At 67.7% G+C, this 20877-nt stretch carries 16 protein-coding genes and 1 pseudogene; 4 read left to right on the top strand and 13 right to left on the bottom strand.

Annotated features, from left to right (window positions below):
• The coding region (locus IX761_RS25805) for an MFS transporter (protein WP_194792312.1) at nt 1-1273 on the bottom strand (1273 nt) is incomplete at its 3' end.
• 224 nt (nt 1274-1497) lie between these two features.
• Between IX761_RS25805 and IX761_RS25800 the strand changes: the two genes are divergently transcribed.
• Nucleotides 1498-2373, top strand: coding sequence for a LysR family transcriptional regulator (locus IX761_RS25800; protein WP_194792311.1), 876 nt, complete (start codon nt 1498-1500; stop codon nt 2371-2373).
• On the opposite strand, the pseudogene IX761_RS25795 reads toward IX761_RS25800, so the two are convergent.
• The 8 genes and pseudogenes from IX761_RS25795 to IX761_RS25760 all read right to left on the bottom strand — a co-directional run.
• Nucleotides 2340-2906 (bottom strand): annotated as a pseudogene (locus IX761_RS25795) (DUF1016 N-terminal domain-containing protein); the annotation flags it as partial. The gene IX761_RS25800 and the pseudogene IX761_RS25795 overlap by 34 nt on opposite strands.
• A gap of 90 nt (nt 2907-2996) precedes the next feature.
• Nucleotides 2997-5915: a bpX6 domain-containing protein gene (locus IX761_RS25790; protein WP_194792310.1), complete on the bottom strand. Its 2919-nt coding sequence runs from the start codon at nt 5913-5915 to the stop codon at nt 2997-2999.
• Nucleotides 5908-7701 (bottom strand): hypothetical protein, encoded by a 1794-nt coding sequence (locus IX761_RS25785; protein ID WP_194792309.1) that lies wholly within the window; start codon nt 7699-7701, stop codon nt 5908-5910. Before IX761_RS25785 ends, IX761_RS25790 begins: the two co-directional genes overlap by 8 nt.
• Nucleotides 7688-8125 (bottom strand): hypothetical protein, encoded by a 438-nt coding sequence (locus IX761_RS25780; RefSeq protein WP_194792308.1) that lies wholly within the window; start codon nt 8123-8125, stop codon nt 7688-7690. Before IX761_RS25780 ends, IX761_RS25785 begins: the two co-directional genes overlap by 14 nt.
• An 8-nt stretch (nt 8126-8133) precedes the next feature.
• Nucleotides 8134-9255 (bottom strand): AAA family ATPase, encoded by a 1122-nt coding sequence (locus IX761_RS25775; protein ID WP_194792307.1) that lies wholly within the window; start codon nt 9253-9255, stop codon nt 8134-8136.
• 105 nt (nt 9256-9360) lie between these two features.
• The gene (gene gabP / locus IX761_RS25770) at nt 9361-10752 is read right to left on the bottom strand and encodes a GABA permease (protein ID WP_194792306.1); all 1392 of its coding nucleotides are present in this window, start codon (nt 10750-10752) and stop codon (nt 9361-9363) included.
• Nucleotides 10753-11508: 756 nt separating this feature from the next.
• Nucleotides 11509-12864 (bottom strand): glucarate dehydratase, encoded by a 1356-nt coding sequence (gudD, locus tag IX761_RS25765; RefSeq protein ID WP_194792305.1) that lies wholly within the window; start codon nt 12862-12864, stop codon nt 11509-11511.
• Nucleotides 12865-12880: 16 nt separating this feature from the next.
• On the bottom strand, nt 12881-14218 hold the full coding sequence (locus IX761_RS25760) for an MFS transporter (RefSeq protein ID WP_194792304.1): 1338 nt from the start codon (nt 14216-14218) through the stop codon (nt 12881-12883).
• A 316-nt stretch (nt 14219-14534) separates the two neighbouring features.
• Here IX761_RS25760 and IX761_RS25755 point away from each other — a divergent pair, with 316 nt between their 5' ends.
• Complete coding sequence (locus IX761_RS25755; RefSeq protein WP_194792303.1) at nt 14535-15251, top strand: FadR/GntR family transcriptional regulator; 717 nt, start codon at nt 14535-14537, stop codon at nt 15249-15251.
• Between the two features lie 159 nt (nt 15252-15410).
• Here IX761_RS25755 and IX761_RS25750 read toward each other — a convergent pair whose 3' ends face one another.
• The 4 genes from IX761_RS25750 to IX761_RS25735 form a co-directional block, all read right to left on the bottom strand.
• Nucleotides 15411-16421 carry a zinc-dependent alcohol dehydrogenase family protein gene (locus IX761_RS25750; protein ID WP_194792302.1) on the bottom strand — a complete coding sequence of 337 codons (1011 nt, stop codon included), beginning with the start codon at nt 16419-16421 and terminating at the stop codon, nt 15411-15413.
• A 214-nt stretch (nt 16422-16635) separates the two neighbouring features.
• Nucleotides 16636-17226, bottom strand: a complete 591-nt coding sequence (locus tag IX761_RS25745) for an HAD family hydrolase (protein WP_194792301.1) — start codon at nt 17224-17226, stop codon at nt 16636-16638.
• Nucleotides 17223-18092 carry an acyl-CoA thioesterase II gene (gene tesB / locus IX761_RS25740; RefSeq protein ID WP_194792300.1) on the bottom strand — a complete coding sequence of 290 codons (870 nt, stop codon included), beginning with the start codon at nt 18090-18092 and terminating at the stop codon, nt 17223-17225. The genes IX761_RS25745 and tesB overlap by 4 nt, the downstream gene beginning before the upstream one ends.
• 88 nt (nt 18093-18180) lie before the next feature.
• Nucleotides 18181-18750: a GNAT family N-acetyltransferase gene (locus tag IX761_RS25735; RefSeq protein ID WP_194792299.1), complete on the bottom strand. Its 570-nt coding sequence runs from the start codon at nt 18748-18750 to the stop codon at nt 18181-18183.
• A gap of 164 nt (nt 18751-18914) precedes the next feature.
• Here IX761_RS25735 and IX761_RS25730 point away from each other — a divergent pair, with 164 nt between their 5' ends.
• A complete protein-coding gene (locus tag IX761_RS25730) occupies nt 18915-19601 on the top strand; it encodes a histidine phosphatase family protein (RefSeq protein WP_194792298.1) in 687 nt (228 codons plus the stop codon).
• A 225-nt stretch (nt 19602-19826) separates the two neighbouring features.
• Nucleotides 19827-20741, top strand: coding sequence for a histone deacetylase (locus IX761_RS25725; protein ID WP_194792297.1), 915 nt, complete (start codon nt 19827-19829; stop codon nt 20739-20741).
• The last annotated feature ends 136 nt before the right edge of the window (nt 20742-20877 follow it).

The following is a 20877-nucleotide window of genomic DNA, read 5'->3' as shown; positions in this document are numbered from 1 at the left end:
CCTCGCGCAACAACCCCTCACTGCGCGCCGCCAAAACCCCACCCAGCCCGGCAATGGCCAACACAATCGCCCCAAACCGCGTAGTCGTACTCAACCCCGAAGCCATCCCCGTCCGCTCTCGCGGCACACACGCCATGATGTTCTTCTGCGTATCCCCATTGAGCAGCCCTGCTCCCGCGCCCAGCACCACGCTGGCCAGGGCAAAGGCGCCATAACCACCGCGCCCAACCGCCCAGGCACACGCCAGGTTCCCCACCCCCACCAACACCAGCCCCAAGGCAAACACCTGCGCCGCACTCAACCGCGCCGCCAGGCGCATGCCCAGCCGTGGCGTCAGCAGCATCGCCACGGCAAACGGCAGCATGCCCGCCCCTGCTTGCAGTGCGCTCAACTGCAAGCCGTTCTGCAGGTACAGTGGCAGCAGGGTCATCATCACCTGGGCACACGCCGCATAGGCGAACATCCCCAGCAACGCGCCAATGAACCGCCCGCTGTGCATCAGCTGCAAATCGATCATCGGCCGGGCCTGGCTGCGCTCGACCATCACGAACAAGCCAAACAGAAACGCCGCGATCACCAACCGGCCCAAGGTCGGCGCGCTGTCCCAGCCCACGCGGTTGGCGTCGATCAGCGCCCAGATCAGGTAACCCAGGCTGCCGGCGAAGGTCAGGCTGCCCAGGGGGTCGAGCCGGGCGGCGGCGATGTCGCGGGATTCTTCGACGCTGCGCAGCACCATCAGCGCCAGCACGGCCACCAGCGGCAGGTTGATGTAGAAGATCCAGCGCCAGCCGAGGGTGCTGGCGATCAAGCCGCCGAGCAGGGGGGCGAAGGTGATGGTGGCGCCCATGCACGCGCCCCAGAAGGCCCAGGCGCGCAGGCGTTCTTGCGGTTCGTGGAAGCGGTGGCCGATGGCGGCCAGGGCGGCGGTCAGCAGCAGCGCGGCGCCTATGCCTTTGGCCGCGCGGGCGAGGTCGAGCAACAGTAAGGTGGGGGCCGCGCCGCAGGCGAACGAGGCGGCGCCAAACAGGGCCAGGCCGAGCAGCAGCATGCGCCGCCGGCCGAAGCGGTCGGCCAGGCTGCCGGCGGGCAGCAGGCAGGCGGCGAAGGCCAGCAGGTAGGCGCTGACCACCCATTCGATGTCGGCGAACGAGCCGGACAGGTCGCGGGCGATGCTGGGCAGGCTGACGGCGACGATGTTGGTGTCGAGGATGATCAGGGCGCAGACGGCCGAGGCGGTGAACAGGGTGAAGCGTGCTGAAGGCGTGGTGGGCATGGCAAGGCTCCGGGCGGTGGCTGGTCGTCGTGGAGCCGCTGCGCGCCTCATCGCCGGCAAGCCGGCTCCCACAGGGGTGCGCGTCTGCCCGCTGCGCAGCGTTCGAACCGGGCTTTGCCGCCACGGCGTCAGCCTTGTAGTGTTGCCCTCACCATAACGCCGTCGGGCGCCAGGCTTGTTAGCCGTTGCGTCCTGCGTCATTCGCTTGCGGCTAACGAGGCCCCATGGAAATCCGCCACTTCCGCTACTTCCTCAGCGTCGCCCGCCACGGCCATTTCACCCGCGCTGCCGAGCAGCTGGGCATCGCCCCGGCCACGCTCAGCCGGCAGATCCAGGACATGGAGAAAGAGCTTGGGGTGTTGCTGTTCCAGCGCAGCCAGCGCGAGGTGCGCCTGACCGCCGCCGGCGAAGCACTGAGAGTCGAGGCCGAGCAGGCGGTGCGTCAGTTCGACGCCGCGCAGCTGGGCGCGCAGCGGGCCGCCCGTGGTGAGCGCGGCCGTATCGAGCTGGGCTATGTGGCCTCCGCCGCCTATTCGGGGGTCTTGCAGCAGCAGGTGAGCCGCTTCGGCGAGGCCTACCCCGAGGTGTGCCTGAACATCCGCGAAGCGCCCATGCTCGAACTGCCGACACTGCTGCGCGACGGCCAGCTGGACCTGGCCTATGTGCGCTCGCCCATGGAGCTGCCAGACGGCCTCGAAGCCATCGCCCTGCACGAGGAAGGCTTCGTCCTGGCGCTGCCGGCCGCTTCGCGCCTCAACGAGCTCAAGCACCTGGCTGCGGCGCGCCTGGCCGATGAGACCTTCATCCTCCCCGAGCAGATCTCGGGCACGCTGGAGGTCGCGGCCCGGGGTGGTTTCACGCCCAAGCTCGGCCCGCAGCCCGGCAGCCTGGTGGCAGTGCTCACCCTGGTCTCGCTGGGCCAGGGCATGGCGGTGGTGCCGGCGTCGGTGGTGCGGCGCATCAGCCTGCCGCAGGTCAGCTATCGCGAGATCGACGATTGCCAGGCCAGCTCCTGGCTGAGCCTGGTGCACCGGCGTTTCGAAAAGGCCCCGGCGGTGATGCGCTACATCGATGCGGTGCGGGCGGCATCCAGGGCATAGAACGCCTGCAGCTTGGCCTGCAGCAGGGCCTTGTCGGGCAATTGGGTCTGGTATTCGGCGAACAGCGCGCCCTTGAGTTGGCGTTCCAGTTCGCGCCTGGACCATTTTTCCTGAATGGCCATGCGCAGGTAGAACGCCCGCTCCTCGGGGCGTTTGCATTGCCCCAGCACCATCATGTTGTGGCTCCACGGCAATTGTCGCACCAGTGGTGCGACAATTTCGTCACCGCGGTAAACCTCGTAGAACTGCCGCATGCGGAACAGGTTGGCGCGGGTGAATCCGCGCAACCCCGGCTGGGTCAACGCCAGATGTTCCGCCAGTTAGCTCACCACCCCATCCCCCCACTCGGCGCTCTGCAGCTTGTGGCTGATGTATGCCCCAACCTGCCAGTACAAGTCGATCAACTGCGTGTTCACCGCCTGCACTGCACGCTGGCGAGCCGAGCAGATCAACACCAGCACTTCATCGAAACGGTCAGCCTCGACCACGTTCAGCGGGTTTGGCGCGTCGGCGCCTTGCGACTTCGTTCCCATGCGATGGCTCCTTGGCAGGTCGGGAAGCTGGCAAGTCTACCCCCCGCGCCCAAGCACGCAGGCAACGCTTGTGTTGCAAGACGCATCGGCTCAGCACAGCGCCAGGTTCTGAGGCCAGGCGTTCTCCACGTCGACGCTAAACAACCGGCCTTGCCCATCGAACAACAGCCAGTGGCGCCCCTGGTTGATCACCCGCACCTCGCCTTGGGCTGGCCATTGCAGGCGCGCGAAGCAGCGCCCGTCGCTGCGCCGGTGGAAACTTGCCAGTCGCCCACCCGGCAAGGTCGGATGGATCACCACCGCCCATTGCAGCCCCATGTGCAGCTCCACCTGCTCCAGCGCCTCGGTATCCAGCGCCTGCAACTCCAGGCGTGAAACCTCCGGCAATGCGCGGCGCATGTCTTCACCACAGCGCACCGCGATCAGCGTCGACACGCCGGTACTGGCCTGGCTTTCCACCCGGTACTCGAACAGCTCGGCCATGGTGCCGGCCACCGTGCGCATGCCCTCGCGCTGGCTGGGCTCGACCGGGTCCCGCGCTTGCAGGCGCCGGGCAGGCAGGCTGTAGGTCCAGCGCTCCAGTTTGCCCTCGGGGCTGGCCAGCATCAGGCACTCGCGCTGTTCATCGCTGCGCAGGTCGACGATCTGCCCAGGCAGGCGGTCGACATGCCAGACTGTGGCGAAGCGTTGTTCGATATCCACCAGGCGTACTTCGTCGGCCTTGCCGACCAGCCAGTGGCGGCCATCGAAGTGCCGGCTGAAGTGCTGCATGCTCAACACGCCCAGCTCTTGCCAGGTGCGCCGCGTGAGGTCCAACCGGGCGATGCGCTGCACGGCGCCGCGGTCGATCACCGCCAGTGCCACCTGGCCGCTGGTGCTGATCACCAGGTGCCGGGCCGGCACCGGGAAATGCTGGAGCCGCTGCCCCTGGGCATCGACCAGCAGCACCCCGGCCTCACCCAGCGCCAGCAGATGGCGCTGGCCCGGCAGCGCCCGCGCATCGACGATGGCCTGGGCGCCAGGGTTGGGGGCCTGCCACTGCAAGGGCTGCTCGACCTCCTGCAAACGCTGATGGCCGGCAGGGCCGAGGTCGAGCTTGGGCAGGTCGGCCGTCAGCAGCGGGTCGTCGCAGAGCTTGGCCAGCTGGCGTAATTGCGCCGGGGCCAACTGGCGGTCCACCACCAATGGGCCCAGCAACGCCCCGGCGAACAGTTTGCTCGACGCACTCTGGCGCTTGCTGGCCAACAGCGCCTGGGCCGCTGCCGCGCGCTCGGCCTGGCGTGCCGGGTCGTCGCGCAGCGCCAGCAGTTGGGCTTCACAGTCCACGAGGCTGTCTGGCAGCAGGATCAACCGTTTGACCAGCGCCTGCGCTGCCAGCGGCGCGCCACCGGCCTCGGCATCCAGCAACCACTGGCGCGCGCGGGCCTGCTGATCGGCAAGGCTCCAGATCACGTCCACCGCTTCCAGCCAGTGGCCTTCGCCGGCCAGCGATTCGGCCCACTCGATGCGCAGGCGCCGGGCCGCCTCGGGCCATTTCTGCTGCATCAGGTTCACCGCGGCGGCGAACGCCTTGTCGCGGCGCGCCACCTGAAGGGCCAGCGGCCAATCATCGGCCAGGCACAGGTGGCGGACGATGTTCGCCGCCGGCATGTCCCACAGCAGGGCCAGGTCGGCCGCCTGGCGATGGCGCTGGTGTTTCTCCAGGTAGTCCAGCGCTTCCTGGTGCGCATTAAGCAGCTCGGCCAGCACGAACACCGCCTCGTCCACTTTGCCCTGCCGGTCGAGCTGCTCGAAGCTGCGCCGGTACAGGCTGCGCAGGTGGTCGTGGACATCGTCGGCCAGGCCGATCGCGCTGCCGCCCCCCTGGCGCTGACGCAACTCCAGGTCGGTGCGGCGCTTGGGCGTGCCGTACGCCTGGCGGGCCGACTGGGCGCCAGCATCGAGGGGGATGGCGTGGCGCAGGGCTTCCTGCAGGTCGCCGTCCTCGAACAGGTTGAGCATGCGTTGCAGGTATTCGGCCTGGCGCTTGCCATACAGCCGGTCCAGGCGCGCGGCATTGGCCAGGCGGGTCAGCCAGCGCCGCAGCGGCCCGGGCCTGGTATGGCCTGGCTCACGCCGCGGGGGCGGCGCCTGGTTGCCCCAGGCCTGGGTTGGCACGGGCCTGGCTGCATCGCCACCCTGGGGCTGGCGTCGGCGCCGGATGACGTCGTACAGCGCCAGCAGGCCCAGCAGGGCGAACAGCAGTTGCACCTTGAGCTCGCCCCACAGCCCGATGGGCTGGGAATAGACGCTCGCTTGCATCGGCTCGAGCGCCTGGGGCCGAGACAGCACGGCATGCATAAGCAGGGTCAGGCCGACACTGAGCACCACGGCGACCGCCACCCAGGCCACATGCCGCCACCGGTCAGGCAACTGCCCCAACGGCTGCCCTGCCCCCTGGCTGGGTTTGCCGGGGGCCGCCTGCTGCTCGCGCAACGCTTTCATCACCACGTCACGCTCGGCATCGGCCTGGCCGACCACATTGCCGAGGATCTCGCGCACGTCGCGCTTGGCCTCCAGTTCGACCACCGCCGGCGGCGGCACCGCGCCGCTGCAATCGAAGGTGTCGCACCACGCGAGCGTGTCGACGTCCAGCCACAGGCCCGGCGTCAGCGGCGCGGCATCGGCCAGGCGCAAGGCCTGCACGCTGGCGTCGCGCACCAGCCACAGGTCGGCGAACGGCAGGCCTACCCGCTCGTCCTCCTCCAGGGGCGCCGAACACAAGGTCTGCCCGACCAGCACCAGCGGCCAACCGCTCAGCGTCTCGCACACCAGGCTCTGCGCCTGTGGCCAGCGCAGCAGGTCGCCCTCGGCGAAGCGCCAGGCCGCGGCCCCCGCCTGCCAGTCACGGATCAACAGCCGATTGCGTTCGGCCTCGCTGTACCACTGCGCCGGCAACCACAGCCCGGCCACGGCCTGGCGCCCGCTCAGCAGCGGGCGACGCACAGGGAAACGCGGTTGTTCAAGCATGCGCTACCTCCTCAGCCATGCCGCGGCAACTCACTTGCAGCCGCACCGTGCGCGCACGCACATCTAGCACTATCAACTCACGCTGCTCGGTCAACAGGGCCAGCAAGCCGCTGACCGTGCAAAAACTGTGGCGCACGATCGGCGCGGTCGTGGTCAGCAACGGCTGTGGTTGGCCATCGGCATACAGGCTCACGCTGTCGCCAACGCCGCTGATCAACACCAGGCTCGAACGGCGGACGGCCTCGTCGTGCAACAGGCCGACCACCTTGAAATTGCCCGCCAACCTGACCTGCCGATAGCGCTGGAAGTCCCCGGGGTGCTCATGGATGCGCCAGTCGCCGCCCTTCACTTCCTGCAAGGCGCAGGGTACGAATGCCTGCCGTTTGCCGGGGCTGCCGGCGAACAACACCTGCTGCACGCCGCTGGCCTTGCCCAGGGCCAGGCGTGCCCCCCAGTCGCCCGACGCGTAGCGTTGGCGCAGGTACACCAGCCCCGCCTCCAACTCGACGAAAGCCGCCGACTCCTGGCTCACCTGGGTCAGGCCCCAGGCATTGCTCGCTATCGCCTGCAACACCGTGTCGCCCTTGGCCAACGCATGCCAGCGCACCACGCGGCCGTCCTTGTCCTGGCAGAGCAGCGAGCGCTCGTTTTTCGTCGCCAGCCACACGGTCGGCAACAGCGCCGCCGTGCCCAAGGGCACCAGCAGTTGCTCGCGGGTGGGCTTGTCGACCGCGCGGTGCAGGGGCCAGGTTTTCCAGAAGTGCAGGCGCGGGCCGTCCGACAGCACGGCACCGAAGTTGTTGCCGATGAACGCCGCCGCCACCGGTTGCTGGCCTGCGCGCCAGTACTGGCGGCGGCCCATCTGTGGCTTTTTCTGCTCGACCTTGGGCACACGGAACACCAGGCAACCCGGTTCGTCGAGCAACATCAACGCCACCTGCGTACCGTTCGGCGCGATGACCGGCGGATGGGTCAGCGCCACACGCCAATGGCCCTGTTGTGGCTCATCGGACGTCACCCTGGCGGTATCGAACTGCCCCTTGAGCAGGCGCTCGGCAACCTTGGCCGGCGGAACCGGCAAGCGCAGGCTGCGGCGGCTGGCGGCATTGATCGTCAGGCTCAGGTGCTGGCCATCGAGGCTGCGCTGGATCTGCATGCAGTGGTCCAGGTGCGGGCCCCGCTCGCCGTTGCCGATCAACCAGGTCTCGGCCCCTTGCCACTCCTCGGCCGCCAGCAGCGTCTGCCAGGCCTGATGGTCCTTGGCGGTCACCGGTTGCTGGGTGCGCTGGCTCATCAGCCGGTTCAACGAAGCGATGCCGTTCAGCTTGCCGGGCGTGCCCGGGCGCTGGGCCATGCCCCAGAACAGCTGCGCCCCGGCCGCCGCCGCACGGCGCGCCAGCAGGATCAGCATGGCCAGGTGCACCAGGCGCGGTGCGCCCCATTGCAGGGGGCCGCCATCGAACAGCGCGACGATGCGCCGGTCGCTCTGCCGGGCGCGCAGCTCCGGGGCCAGGAACAGGTGCTCGCTGGCCACCGCGCGGCGCAGGAATTCATCGGGCATTTCCTCGGCCAGCAGCCATTCGCTGCTCAGCAGGCGCGCGTAGTTGCCGCGCCGCTGCAGGTCGGCCAGGCCGTCGGGTTCGGGCTCGCCCCCCGGCTGGCGGCCACGCAGCGGGCCGAGCAAGGGCTCGATGCGGCCCAGCAGGTCGGCGAACACGGGCCAGGTGGCAGGGTCCAGCTGTGCCAGCCAGGCCTGCCAGGGGTGCAAGGCGTCAGGCAGTTGCATGGCGGCTCCACTGTTGTTCGATCAGCCCCAGGTGATGGGCGAGGCTCAATGGCAGCAGGCGGTCCAGCGGCACCACGCGCCCAGGTGCGGGCCACAGCAACAGCGGCAGGCGTGGGTAGCGGGCGGCCAGCGCCTGGCGCAACAGCTGCGGGCACACGTCGGGCTGCCACAACACCGGCAGCCACAGGTCGGGGGCCTGCGTGGCCTGGGCGGCGTACTCGATGCCCTCGACCCACGGCAAGTCGTCCGCCAGGCCGGTCACGATCAGCACCTGCTCGCCGGCGGTGGCCTGGAGCTTGCGCAGGGTCGTTTCAGGCAATGCCTTCAGGCGCGCCAGCAAGCGCCCGGCCGCCTCGCCCCAGGCCACGGCGGCGCCAGGCTCCAGCGGCTGCACCCGGGGTTGCCAGCGCCAGGGCTGGCGCACCGGGGCTCTCACGAGGCGAACGACGTATGGCCAGCCAGGCGCACGCGCAGCTCGGCCAGTTCGGCGGGCAGGCTGGCCGCCGTGAAGTTGGCGTCGATCTCGCGCAGCAGGCGCTCGCGCTCGGCCGCCACGCTGGCAGCGTCCTGCGCCAGGCAAGCGCCCGCCGCGTCCACCAGGCGCGCCACCCGCGACAGCGGTTGCAGGGCCACCTCTTCCACGGCGCTGTACAGGTGATGGTTGGCACACAGCGCCAGCAGCGCGTGCAGCACCTCACGGCCTTGTTGCTGGGCCTGCTCGGTGGGCAGCACGTACAGCAGCGGCCACAGGTCGGCCTCGGTCGCCGCATTGCGCCCGTTGAGCACCGCGGCGGCAGCGATCAGGCGTTGCGACTTGACGATGCGCCGGTCCGACAGGCGCAGCCCCGCTTCGCGCAGCTGGCGGATCGCATTGGCCAGCGCCGGGCGCACGGCTTGCAGGTCGACTTCGCGCGCGGCCCGGGCCAGTTCGTCGAGCTGGCTCAGTTGCAGCAGCGCTTGCACCGGCCGACGCTCGGCCTGCCAGCCACCGGCGAGCATCGCCTCCAGCTGGTGGTCCGGCACGTTGTCGACGAACAGGTGCAGCAGGAAGCGGTCGCCAAACGCCGCCAGCGCTTCATCGTCCGGCAGCCCGTTGGCGGCGCCCACGCACACCCGCATCGGGCAGTCGACCTGGGTGTGGCCCCGGCGGAAACGCCGCTCGTTGAGCACGCCGAGCAAGGTGTTGAGGATGGCGGTGGAACCGAGGAACACCTCGTCGAGGAACACGATGTCGGCTTCTGGCAGCATGCCGGTGGTGTCGGTCTCGACCCGGCCTTCGCGCAGTTTTTGCAGGTCTACGGAGCCGAACAGCTCGGACGGCTCGGTGAAGCGCCCCAGCAGGTATTCGAAGTAACGCCCGCCCATGGCCTGGGCCACGCGGCGCACCACGGCGCTCTTGGCGGTGCCGGGCGGCCCGACCACCAGCAGGTGCTCCTGGGCCACCGCGGCCAGCACGATCAGTTCGGCCAACTGCTCACGGCCCACCAGGCCCTCGGTGGCCACCTTCACCGCAGCCCGCACTTGGCGGGCCGCTTCCTGCAACGCGACGCTCATCGACACACTTCCCTGGCTGGTGCTGCCGCCAGCCAGCGCGGCTGGGCGGGGCAAAAAAGCGCCATTATGCGCCGCGCCCGCCCCTGGCGTAAGGGCCAGTGGCCACTACCCCGGCGAACGTACCCCCACCGCCCGCCCATGGCCACGGCTGGTGACGATGCCCAGGAACGAAATCACGATGGCCAGGCTCAACGTGGCGGTCACCTCGGCCCGGTGCTCCTCGGTGAACATCATCACCGCCAGTGCGCCGCTGATGAACAGGATCACCGCCCAGGTCAGGTACGGGAACAGCCACATGCGGAACTTGAGGTTGGCGTTCTCCCGCTCCAGGCGGGCGCGCATGCGCAGCTGCGAGATGGCGATCACCAGGTACACCAGCAGGGCGATAGCGCCGGAGCTGGCCAGCAGGAACTCGAACACGCCCTTGGGCGCGAAGTAGTTGAGGATGGCGATGGCGGCGCCGATCAGGGTGCTGCCGAACACTGCGGCACGCGGCACGCCGACCTTCGAGGTGTTCTTCAACAGCGCGGGCGCATCGCCGCGTTTGGCCAGCGAGTACATCATCCGCGAAGCGATGTAGATCGACGAGTTCATGCAGCTGGTCACCGCGACCAGCACCACCAGGTCGACCATCAGCGCGGCGTTGGGGATGTTCATGATTTCCAGCGCGCGCTGGTACGAGCCCACCACCGCCAGCTGCGGGTCGTTCCACGGCACCACCGAGATGATCACGAAGATCGACAGGATGTAGAAGGTGCTGATGCGCCAGATCACCGAGCGGGTGGCCTTGGCGATGTTGCGCGCCGGGTCGCTGGATTCGGACGCGGCGATGGTCACCGCCTCGGTGCCGATGAAGCTGAACATCACGGTGATGAACGCCCCCACCACTGCCGACCAGCCCTTGGGGGTGAAGCCGCCGTTTTCCGCCATCAGCGTGCTCAGGCCGCTGACTTCACGGTTGGGCAGCCAGCCCATCAACGCGGCGAAGCCCAGACCGATGAAACCCAGGATCGCGGTGACCTTGAGGATGGCGAACCAGAACTCGAACTCGCCGTACTTGGCCACGCTGAACAGGTTGGTGCAGGCCAGCAGCAGCACCGAGGCCAGGGCGAAGATCCAGCTGTCCACCTGGGGGAACCAGGCGTTGAGTACGTGCCCGGCGGCCAGCGCTTCGATGGGGATCACCAGCACCCAGAACCACCAGTACAACCAGCCGATGGTGTAGCCGGCCCAGCGGCCGATGGCCTGGTCGGCGTAGGTGGAGAACGAGCCGGTGTCGGGGTGGGCCACGGCCATTTCGCCGAGCATGCGCATCACCAGCACCACCAGGGTGCCGGCCACGAAGTAAGAGACTATGGTGGCGGGCCCGGCCGCCGCGATGGCGTGCCCGGAGCCGACGAAAAGCCCGGCGCCGATGATGCCGGCGATGGACAGCATCGTTACATGACGTGGCTTGAAACCTTGAGCAAGGTTGCCATCGGATCCCACGGTGTTCATGGATGTTGTTCTCTTTTTACTGACACAAGGAAGGGATGGGCAGGCGTAGGCGAAAGGGGCTCCTCGAATGCAGGTGGGTACGGCGCGCACGCTCTGTTGCAGGCGTCTCACGCGCCTGGGCGACGCACCGGTGAAGTGCGGGCCCACTTTAAGCCGGGCGCGGCGCGAGCAAAATGCTCGAAAACGTCAGGGAGCTGTTCGATCACGACACCACGTGCCCGTGTGCGTCAGTCAACCCCTCTGGCATGCCTGTTTGCGTCCTTTTATTGACGGTACCGGCCTATTCGCCGGCAACACCGGCTCTCATTCTCTGATTCAAGGAGGTCGCTGTGAGAGCAACTGTCTTGCGCATGAATCTGTAGGGGCGGCCTTGTGTCGCGAAAGGGCCGCAAAGCGGCCCCTGCGATCTTGGGCGTACTCGAGAACCAGGGGGGCGCTGCGCACCCCTTTCGCGACACAAGGCCGCTCCTACAGAGACCGCGCAAGATGTGGGAGCGGTGCGGGTGCTGGCAATGTTCCCTGCGCAACAGCGCAGGGGGATCTGCTACGGATGCGGTTCGTAGGCGCCGGCTTGCCGGCGGAAACAAAAAAGCCCCGGAATGCCGGGGCGGTGCTGCACAGGCGTCTGCCTACGCCTGGCCAACGTACAAGACGCCGGGTTGCAGCAGGAAAATCTTGTGCAGGCTGCATTGGCCCCATCGCTGGCAAGCCAGCTCCCACAGGAACCGGCTGCCGGCAATGAGGCCTGAGCAGGCCTCAACGCACCAGGCAAGGCCGCTTGTTGTCGAACGCCCAGCCCGGCACCAGGTACTGCATCGCCACGCTGTCGTCACGCGCGCCCAGCCCCATGTTGCGGTAGCACTCATGGGCCTTGGCCAACTGGTCTTCGTCCAGCTCCACCCCCAGCCCCGGCCGTTCGGGCACCCGCACATGGCCGTCGACGATGCGCAGCGGCTCGCGGGTCAGGCGCTGGCCGTCCTGCCAGATCCAGTGGGTGTCGATGGCGGTAATGTCGCCGGGCGCGGCGGCGGCCACCTGGGTGAACATGGCCAGGGAGATATCGAAGTGGTTGTTCGAGTGCGAGCCCCAGGTCAGGCCCCAGTCATGGCACATCTGCGCCACCCGCACCGAGCCCTGCAGGGTCCAGAAGTGCGGGTCGGCCAGGGGGATGTCCACCGCCTGCGACTGGATCGCGTGGCCCATCTGCCGCCAGTCGGTGGCGATCATGTTGGTGGCCGTGGGCAGGCCGGTGGCACGGCGGAACTCGGCCATCACCTCACGGCCCGAATAACCGTTCTCGGCGCCGCACGGGTCTTCGGCATAGGCCAACACCGCGTGCTTGTCACGGCACAGGGCGATGGCTTCCTTCAGCGACCAGGCACCGTTGGGGTCGAGGGTAATGCGCGCCTCGGGGAAGCGCTCGGCCAGTGCGGTGACCGCCTCCATCTCTTCCTCGCCGCGCAGCACGCCGCCCTTGAGCTTGAAGTCGTTGAAGCCGTAACGGGCCTGGGCGGCTTCGGCCAGCCGTACCACCGCCTCCGGGGTCATGGCCTGTTCGTGGCGCAGGCGGAACCAGTCGTTGTCGGCGTCCGCTTCGTTGCGATAGGCCAGGTCGGTGCGGCTGCGGTCGCCGATGTAGAACAGGTAGCCGAGCATCTTCACCGCCTCGCGCTGCTGCCCTTCACCCAGCAGCGCCGCCATGGGCACGCCCAGGTGCTGGCCGAGCAGGTCCAGCAGCGCCGCTTCGATGGCGGTCACCGCATGCACGGTGATGCGCAGGTCGAAAGTCTGCAGGCCGCGCCCACCGGCGTCGCGGCCAGCGAAGGCCTGGCGCATGGCGTTGAGCACGCGCTGGTAATGGCCGATGGGCTGGCCGACCACCAGGCTGCGCGCGTCTTCCAGGGTCTGGCGGATGTGTTCGCCACCGGGCACCTCGCCCAGTCCGGTGTTGCCGGCGCTGTCGCGCAGCACCACCACGTTGCGGGTGAAGTACGGGCCGTGGGCGCCGCTGAGGTTGAGCAGCATGCTGTCGTGGCCGGCCACCGGGATCACGCGCAGTTCGGTGACCACCGGGGTGCCCAGGTGAACCTGTGGACTGGTTTGCATATTCATAAGGTCTCTCTCGCAATCAGTTGGCCGAGGCGGCCTTGAGGTCTTGGTCAGCAGCAGCCTTGGCCCGGGTACGCACGAAGAACACGGCGATGGCCGCCAGCACCGAGGTCACCGCCAGGCCGTACAGGCCGCCCTGGATCGAACCGGTCTGCTGTTCCAGCAAGCCGAAGGTGGTGGGGGCGACGAACCCGCCGAGGTTGCCCACCGAGTTGATCAGGGCAATCACCGCCGCGGCGATGCGCGCATCCAGGTAGCCCTGGGGGATCGGCCAGAACAGCGACGAGGCGGCCTTGAAGCCGATGGCGGCGAAGCACACGGCGACGAAGGCGAACACCGGCCCGCCAGTGGTCGACATGAACATGCCGCAGGCGGCCACCAGCAGCGCTGCCGCGACCCAGGCCTGCTGGAACTTCCAGCGCTTGGCGCAGGCGGCGAAGGCGTACATGGCGATGATCGAGATCAGCCAGGGGATGGAGTTGAAGAAGCCCACCTGCAGGTCGCTGAGGTCGCCCATGCGCTTGATGATGCTGGGCAGCCAGAACGTGGCGGCGTAGATGGTCAGCTGGATGCAGAAGTAGATCAGGCAGAACAACACGATCTGGCGGTCCTTGAGCAGGCGCCAGGCCGAGACCTTGGCCGGCCCGCCGGCTTCACGCTCGCGCTGCTCCTGGTCGATGGCCGCCACCAGCGCGTCCTGTTCGGCGCGGCTGAGCCACTTGGCGTCGTGGGGCTTGGAGTCGAGCCAGAAGAACACGAAGAAGCACAGCACCACCGAGGCCATGCCCTCGATGAACAGCATCCACTGCCAGCCATGCATGCCCAGCCCCTGCACCTGCATCAATGCCCCGGCCAGCGGCCCGGAAATCAGCGAGGCGAACGCCGAGCCGCTGAGGAAGATGGCGATCGCCTTGCCACGCTCAGCGCCCGGCAGCCAACGGGTGAAGTAGTAGATCACCCCGGGGAAGAACCCGGCTTCGGCCACCCCGAGCAGAAAGCGCAGCACATAGAACTGGGTTTCGGTCTGCACGAAGGCCATGGCGGTGGCCACCAGGCCCCAGGTGAACATGATGCGGGTCAGCCACAGGCGCGCGCCGACCTTTTGCAACAGCATGTTCGACGGCACTTCGAACAGCGCGTAGCCAATGAAGAACAGCCCGGCGCCGAAGCCGTAGGCAGCCGCGCTGATGCCCAGGTCGCTTTCCAGGTGCGGGCGGACGAAACCGATGTTGACGCGGTCCAGGTAGTTGACGATGAACATGATGACGAACAGTGGCAGCACATGGCGCTTGACCTTGGCCACGGCGCTGCCCAGTACATCGTCGCGCCCGGCGGACGGATCGAGGGTGTGGTTCACGAATGCTTCTCCCACTAATTGTTTTTGTGCGGGTCACTGGACGGTCGGCGAACGGCGATTCGCCCTGTTGTCTGACATCCAGGTGGAATGAAGCATATGCGCTGGGAAGTTGTACGACAAGGTCGAAAACAGTCAGCAAAAGGCAAAATACAAGTAGATAAATCAGCTAAAAGCAGCGAAAAACACAAAACAAGTGAAGTAATTTCAACCATTGCATGAGCAATTTCATGGCGAATTATTTTCATTTTTTTAACTTGTCGTACAAGCAAGCCTGCTAGGCTCGGCTGACCCGCCATTCACTTGTGCCCTTGCCTCCATGGATACCCACGACACCCCGCGCAAACGCGGCCACAGCCGCGCCCACGACCTGGTCTCCAGCCTGACCCAGCAGATCCTGCTGGGCACCTTCAGGCCGGGCGACCGCTTGCCATCGGAAAACACCCTGGTGCGCGAACACGGCATCAGCCGCACCGTGGTGCGTGAAGCCCTGTCCAAGTTGCAGGCCTCGGGCCTGGTGGAACCCCGCCACGGCATCGGCACCTTCGTCATCGAGCGCCAGGCCCAGTCGGGGTTGCGGGTGGGGGCGGAAAGCGCGGCCAGTGTGCGCGACCTGCTGGAGCTGCGCATCGGCCTGGAAGGCCAGGCGGCCGCCCTCGCCGCCCTGCGCCGCAGCGACCGCCACCTGGCGCAGATGCGTCAGGCACTGGATGACTACCAGGACCTGGCGGCCGCCGGCGACAGCTGCATCGAGGCCGACCGGCGCTTCCACCTGTTGATCGCCGAGGCCACCGGCAACCTGTATTTCGGCGAGATGATGGCGCACCTGGGCACGGCGCTGATCCCACGCAACCGCATCGCCCAGGCCGAGCGCGCCGGGGCCCGGCTGGCCCGGCATGCCTACCTGGCCAACCTGGAGCACGAGGCGATCCTCAATGCCATCCGCCGCCAGGACCCGGACGCGGCGCGGGCAGCGGTGTGCCTGCACCTGTCCAACAGCCGGGATCGGTTGGTGCCCGAAGCAGGAATGGAGTGACCGGCCCACTAAACATCATGGTAACGCGGTCTCTGTAGGAGCGGTCTTGTGCCGCGAAAGGGCCGCGTAGCGGCCCCAGGTTTCAGCGGCGCCGCCGAGATTGCCGGGGCCGCTGCGCGACCCTTTCGCGACACAAGGCCGCTCCTACAGCTTGTGCGCTCACCAGCTCAGGCAGATCTTGCCGAAATGCCGGTTGCTCTCCTGGTAGCGGAACGCCTCGACGATCTGCTCCAGCTCGAAATGCTTGTCCACCACCGGCCGCAGGCCGTTGGCGTCGATGGCGCGGACCATCGCCTGCTGCTGCGCACGGCTGCCCACCAGCACCCCTTGCAGGCGAATCTGCCGCACCAGCGCCTGCACCAGCGGCAACTGCCCCGCCACGCCGGTAAGGATGCCGATCAGCGACACATGCCCGCCAATGCGCGCGGCGATCATCGATTGCTCCAGCGTGGCCGGGCCACCCACTTCGATCACATGATCGACACCCCGGTTGCCGGTCAGCCTGCGCACCTGCTCGCCCCAGGCGGGCGTGGTCTTGTAGTTGATCAGGTGGTCGGCGCCCAAGGCCTTCAGGCGTTCGAGCTTGGCATCGCTGGACGAGGTGGCAATTACCGTGGCACCCGCCAGCTTGGCGAACTGCAAGGCGAAGATCGAGACGCCACCCGTGCCCTGCACCAGCACCGTGTCGCCCGGCTTGAGGTGGTCGTCGCTCATCAACGCGCGCCAGGCTGTGAGGCCAGCGGTGGTCAGGGTGGCGGCCTCGGCATGGCTATAGCCTTGCGGCGCCAGGGTGAACGAGGTGGCTCGGGCGGTCACTTGCTCACGGGCATAACCGTCGATGCCATCGCCCGGCACGCTGGCGAAGCCTTCGACCTGGGCATCGCCTGCGAGCCAGTCGGGGAAGAAGGTGCTGACCACCGCGTCGCCGACCTTGAACTCGCTGACCCCGGCACCGACCGCAATCACCTCGCCGGCGCCATCGGCCATGGGGATGCGACGTTCGCTCGGGCCCCACATGCCGCTGACCACGGCGAAGTCGTGGTAGTTGAGGGAGTTGGCGTGCAGGCGCACGGTGATCTCGCCGGCCGCCGGCGCGGCAACGTCGCAGGTACCGACCTGGACCTTGTCGTAGCCGCCGCCGGGCCCGACATAGATGGCCTTGGTGCTCATGGGGTGGGTCTCCGTCGCAGGGGAAAGGGTGCAGTGCAGCTTAGACAGGTCTGAGTCGGCTGCCGGAGGTATCGCCGGTGTAGGAGCGGCCTTGTGTCGCGAATGGGCCGCAGAACGGCCCCAGCGATCTTGGGCGTACTCAAGATCCTGGGGGCGCTGCGCACCCCGATCGCGACACAAGGCCGCTCCTACAGGGGGATCACGGCAAGGGCCATCAGCCCAGCAACGCCCTCAGCGCTCGGCAATCCGCCGCATGCCAGTCAGCCAGTTGCGGCCAGGGATTGTCCGGCAGGTTGACCAGCACAGTCCTGGTTCCGGCGGCCCGCCCACAATCCAGGTCGAAGCGATAATCGCCCACCATCACCATCTGCTCGGGCCGCACATCCCACGCCCGGGCAATCTGCAACAGGCCATCCGGGTTGGGCTTGGGCGCCGCCTCGTCACGCCCGAGAATGTGCTCGACCGGGAAGCAGTCGGCCAGGCCGATGGCGTCGAGGGTCACATGCGCCAGCTCGCGGGCATTGCGGGTCAGGATCGCCAGGCGGCAACCACGCTCGGCCAGCTCACGCACCAGCTCCACCGCCCCTTCCGAAGCTTTCGAAGCAATCGCCAGGTCCCGTTCATGCTCCAGCAGCCAGGCATGCTTGGCCGCCGCCTCTTGCGCCGGCAGCGCCGCCAGGTGGGTGAGGATGTCGTGCTCGGCCGGGATCTCGAGGGCCTCGCGGATGGCCGCGAAATCATGCACGGCCACGGTCAGGGTGCCGTCCATGTCGAACACCCAATGGCGGATATCGCCCAGGCTCATGCCCAGTCCTTGCGGTGGCGGATCAACCCTTCCTGGGTGGACGAAGCCACCAGTTGCCCGGCGCGGTTGAAGATGCTGCCACGGCAGAAGCCACGGGCATTGCCGGCCCAGGGGCTGTCGGTGGCGTACAACAGCCACTCGTCGGCGCGCAGGTTGCGGTGGAACCACAGCGAGTGGTCGAGGCTGGCGATCTGCATGTCCTTCTGCCACACCGACTTGCCATGGGGCAGCAGCGCGGTGGTCAGCAGGCCGAAGTCCGAGGCGTAGGCCAGCAGGTACTTGTGCAGCGCGGGGACGTCCGGCAGGTTGCCGTCGGCGCGGAACCAGGCGTATTTGACCGGGTCGCCCGGCTTGGGGTTGAACGGGTCGCGCTCGGTGACCGGGCGGATCTCGATGGGCTTGGCGCACAGCACCTTGTCGCGGATGCGCTCGGGCAGGTGCTCGGCCATAGCACTCGCCAGCTCGACTTCGCTGGGCAGGTTCTCCGGGCCGACCACGTCGGGCATCGGCACCTGGTGCTCGAAACCGTCTTCGTCGTACTGGAACGAGGCGCTGCAGGTGAAGATCGGCTGGCCCTTCTGGATCGCCGTCACCCGCCGGGTGCTGAAGCTGCCGCCGTCGCGCACGCGGTCCACCGAGTAGACCACCGGCATGCTGGCATCGCCCGGGCGCAGGAAGTAGCCGTGCAGCGAATGCACGTGGCGGGCGTCTTCGACGGTCTGGCTGGCGGCCGACAGCGACTGGCCCAGCACCTGGCCACCGTACAGCTGGCGGAAGCCCAGGTCCTGGCTACGGCCGCGGAACAGGTTCTCCTCGATGGACTCTAGGCTCAACAGGTCGACAAGGTCGTCCAGTACGTGACTCATGGGAGGTTCTCCTGGCAAGGCATTACGGCGCGGTTATACCGGCAAATGATACAGGGTTTGTCGGCAGCATCGTCGAGGGGCATCCCCGTCAGGCACGCAGGGTGTCCTGCCAATGCGCGCGGTCGATGCGGTACAGCACGTGGGGACGCAGCGGGTGGCCGGCGGGCAGGCGCGGGTGTTCGAAGCTGCCGTGCAGGTCCTGCTGCATGCCGATGGCCTGCATGACCTTCTGCGACGGCAGGTTGGTTTCGGTGGTGAACGACACCACCTCGTCCAGGTGCAATTGGGCGAACGCACAACGCAGGCTGGTCCACGCCGCCTCGCTGGCAAAACCCAGCCCCCAGTGACGGCGGGCCAGGCGCCAGCCGATCTCCACCGCAGGGCCAAAGGGTGCGTCGAAGTTGACGTTGAGCAGCCCGGTCATGCCGATGAAGGCGCCGCTGTCCTTGCGCTCCAGGGCCCACAGGCCAAAACCGTACTCGTTGAAATGGCCGCGGATCCGGCCGATCAGCGCGGCGGCCTCCACCCGGGTCATGGGGGCGGGGAAATAGCGCATCACCTGGGGGTCGGCGCACAACGCGGCGAACTCGCGCAGGTCTTCGTCCTGCCATTGGCGCAGCACCAGGCGGGCGCTTTCCAGTTCGAGGATGGGGGTCATCAGAGGGGCTCCGGAATCGCGGTCTGGCAGTGTACAGCGTAGGCCGGTGAATGAAGTTTCATCCAGGCCGCCGCTGCCCGATGTTTTTTTCACATCCACTTCACCGCACTCCGACAGGCCGCTTCGCAGAATGCCGGCCACTACAGCGGCCATCGGAGCGACGCATGCTTTCCAGCGACACCCTGAACACCCCTGCCCTGCCGGCCTCCCCCAGGCGGCGCCGCTCACGCAGCGTGATCGGTGCCGCCTTCGGCCTGTTCGTCGCCCTGGCCGGGGCGGGCACCTGGCTGGCGACGAGGACGCACATTGTGGACCTTGGTAACGAACGACAGCTGAGCGAAAGTGGCTTGTTGCAACAGTGGCAGGACGGCGCGGTGCTGGTGATGATCCGCCACGCCGAACGCTGCGACAGCGCCCCGGGGCCCTGCCTGGGCGACCCCACCGGGATCACGGTGTCCGGCAGTGAAGCAGCCGGTCGAGTTGGTCTGGGCCTGCAGCAGCTCGGCCTGGCCGGGGCCGACGCCTTCAGCAGCCCGAAACTGCGTACCCGGCAGACGGCGCATTTCCTGCTGGGCCAGGACACCACCAGCCAGGACTGGCTGGAAACCTGTGACAAGCAGTTCGCCGACCAAGCACTGGCCCGCAAGCGGCCCGGCCACAACCTGGTGCTGGTGACCCACAACGGCTGCATCGATCACTTTGCCCGGCAACAGCATGTGCCGGGCGGTGAGCGCGAGAGCGGGTATGCCAGCGCGCTGTTCGTTTCGGTGAATGCACAGGGCAAGGCCCGGATCCTCGGGCGCATGAACGAACCGGACTGGCAGCGGGTGTTGGCGTCTTCCGGCAAGTAACGCATCACGTTCACTGGTTTCGCCGCCCTGTAGGAGCGGCCTTGTGTCGCGAAAGGGCCGCAAGGCGGCCCCAGCGATATTGTGTCAAACCACAGATCTTGGGGGCGCTCTGCGCCCCTTTCCGGCCGGTCCGGCGTCCCGGCAAGGCCGCTCCTACAGGGAATGAGCCGACACGCCCCGCACAAAACTGGCAAGATCGGCACAGGCCCACCTCACGACACTGCCATGCCCCTGCCGCTGATCTACCACGACGACTACAGCCCCGAGTTCCCGCCGGACCACCGCTTCCCGATGGACAAGTTCCGCCTGCTGCGCGATCACCTGGTCGCCAGCGGGCTGACCACCGACGCGGCGCTGCTGCGCCCGGAGATCTGCCCCAACGACATCCTCGCCCTGGCCCACGACCGCGCCTACATCGAGCGCTACATGAACGGCGAGCTGTCCCGCGAGGACCAGCGCCGCCTCGGTCTGCCGTGGAGTGAGGCCCTGGCCCGGCGCACCGTGCGCGCCGTGGGCGGCTCGCTGCTGACTGCCGAGCTGGCCTTGCAGCACGGCGTCGCCTGCCACCTGGCCGGCGGCACCCACCATGCGCACTACGACCACCCGGCCGGTTTCTGCATCTTCAACGACCTGGCGGTGATCAGCCGCTACCTGCTGGAGGCCGGCCGCGTGCACCGGGTGCTGATCTTCGACTGCGACGTGCACCAGGGCGACGGTACCGCGCGCATCCTCCACGACACCCCTGAGGCGATCACCGTGTCGCTGCACTGCGAGCAGAACTTCCCGGCGCGCAAGGCCCAGAGCGACTGGGACATCCCGCTGCCACGGGGGATGCACGACAGTGCCTACCTCAAGGTGGTGGAGGACGCCCTCAACTACCTGCTGCCGCTGTACCAGCCCGACCTGGTGCTGTATGACGCCGGCGTGGATGTGCACAAGGACGATGCCCTGGGCTACCTGCAACTGACCGATGCCGGCCTGGCCGCCCGCGACGAACTGGTGCTGCGCCAATGTCTGGGCCGCGACATCCCGGTGGTGGGGGTGATCGGCGGCGGCTACAGCAAGGACCGCGAAGCCCTGGCGCGGCGCCATGGCATCCTCCATCACAGCGCGGCACGTGTCATCGGTTGTTCACAATGACTGTGGAACCGCCTGTGGATAAGCTGCGGGAAAGCGGCTACAGCCCTTTGCTGGCATGGCCTGCGGAAGACTGATCATTTTTTGCTCAGTGCTTGTGCAGCGCCCGCTGGGGTAGAATGCGCGACCTTTTCCACAG

The organism is Pseudomonas sp. UFMG81 (assembly GCF_015354575.1).
Taxonomy (GTDB): Bacteria; Pseudomonadota; Gammaproteobacteria; order Pseudomonadales; family Pseudomonadaceae; genus Aquipseudomonas.
This window is presented reverse-complemented; position numbering and strand designations above follow the sequence as displayed.

Bases quoted from the DNA above. Each gene is read 5' to 3' on its own strand.
- IX761_RS25750 (WP_194792302.1), bottom strand. From the start codon at position 16,421: ATGAGCACCAAGGCCATCTATGTCGGGCCCGGCGGCGGCTACGACAAG.
- gudD (WP_194792305.1), bottom strand. From the start codon at position 12,864: ATGAATATGCAAACCAGTCCACAGGTTCACCTGGGCACCCCGGTGGTC.
- IX761_RS25730 (WP_194792298.1), top strand. From the start codon at position 18,915: ATGCTTTCCAGCGACACCCTGAACACCCCTGCCCTGCCGGCCTCCCCC.
- IX761_RS25755 (WP_194792303.1), top strand. From the start codon at position 14,535: ATGGATACCCACGACACCCCGCGCAAACGCGGCCACAGCCGCGCCCAC.
- tesB (WP_194792300.1), bottom strand. From the start codon at position 18,092: ATGAGTCACGTACTGGACGACCTTGTCGACCTGTTGAGCCTAGAGTCC.
- IX761_RS25785 (WP_194792309.1), bottom strand. From the start codon at position 7,701: ATGCAACTGCCTGACGCCTTGCACCCCTGGCAGGCCTGGCTGGCACAG.
- IX761_RS25735 (WP_194792299.1), bottom strand. From the start codon at position 18,750: ATGACCCCCATCCTCGAACTGGAAAGCGCCCGCCTGGTGCTGCGCCAA.
- IX761_RS25790 (WP_194792310.1), bottom strand. From the start codon at position 5,915: ATGCTTGAACAACCGCGTTTCCCTGTGCGTCGCCCGCTGCTGAGCGGG.
- IX761_RS25745 (WP_194792301.1), bottom strand. From the start codon at position 17,226: ATGAGCCTGGGCGATATCCGCCATTGGGTGTTCGACATGGACGGCACC.
- IX761_RS25775 (WP_194792307.1), bottom strand. From the start codon at position 9,255: ATGAGCGTCGCGTTGCAGGAAGCGGCCCGCCAAGTGCGGGCTGCGGTG.
- IX761_RS25800 (WP_194792311.1), top strand. From the start codon at position 1,498: ATGGAAATCCGCCACTTCCGCTACTTCCTCAGCGTCGCCCGCCACGGC.
- IX761_RS25725 (WP_194792297.1), top strand. From the start codon at position 19,827: ATGCCCCTGCCGCTGATCTACCACGACGACTACAGCCCCGAGTTCCCG.
- gabP (WP_194792306.1), bottom strand. From the start codon at position 10,752: ATGAACACCGTGGGATCCGATGGCAACCTTGCTCAAGGTTTCAAGCCA.